This is a genomic window from Vibrio sp. 1069, assembly GCF_033340555.1.
Genome location: NZ_JAWOWP010000300.1, coordinates 1 through 754, shown reverse-complemented (window position 1 = coordinate 754; position 754 = coordinate 1). Strand labels below are relative to the sequence as shown.

At 46.8% G+C, this 754-nt stretch carries 1 protein-coding gene; it reads right to left on the bottom strand.

Annotated features, from left to right (window positions below; all coding sequences use genetic code 11):
- A partial coding sequence (locus R7040_RS26125) for a mechanosensitive ion channel family protein (protein ID WP_318097529.1) occupies positions 1 to 754 on the bottom strand: 754 nt, incomplete at both ends.

Here is a 754-nt window from a genome sequence, read left to right as displayed (position 1 = left end):
ACCATGTGCAAATGCACATCTTGTTGTGGGAAAGGAATCGAAATGCCTTCGCGATCAAAGCGTAACTTCACTTCTTTCGTTACATCCCAATATACCTCCCAGTAGTCATCTGTTTTAACCCAAGGGCGAACGATGAAATCTACCGACGAAGTATTCAAAGTGTGCACTTTAATCATTGGCTCAGGCGCGCGAAGTACCGCAGGGTGTGAAGTCACGATATCCGTTAGTACCGATTCCGCTTTCAATAAATCGTCTGCGTAGCCAATACCAAACACCATATCCACACGGCGAATACGCTCATGGGTCACGTTCTTGATCACATCTCCCCAAATCTTACTGTTCGGCACAATGATGATCTGGTTGTCGAAGGTGCGAATCGTGGTGTTCACTAAGCTCATGTGACTTACCTTGCCATCCACACCACCAGCGTAGACAAAATCACCCACATCAAACGGACGGTAAATCAAAAGCATCATACCCGCTGCGAAGTTCGACAACGTATCTTGCAACGCGAAACCAATGATCACACCGGCAATACCGAAACCAGTCAGAATTGGCGCTAAGTTCAAGCCAATCTGCGACAGGCCAACCATAATACCAATCACCCACACCACTTTACCGGACATGGAGATAAAGAAGTCCTGCATTAGGTGGGAAAGTTTCAAGTTCTTAGAAGACACCGCTTTGCTCACCACTTTGCGCGTGAGTTTAGCCAGTGCACGAGCAATCAATAAGATCAGCGCAAACACGAATA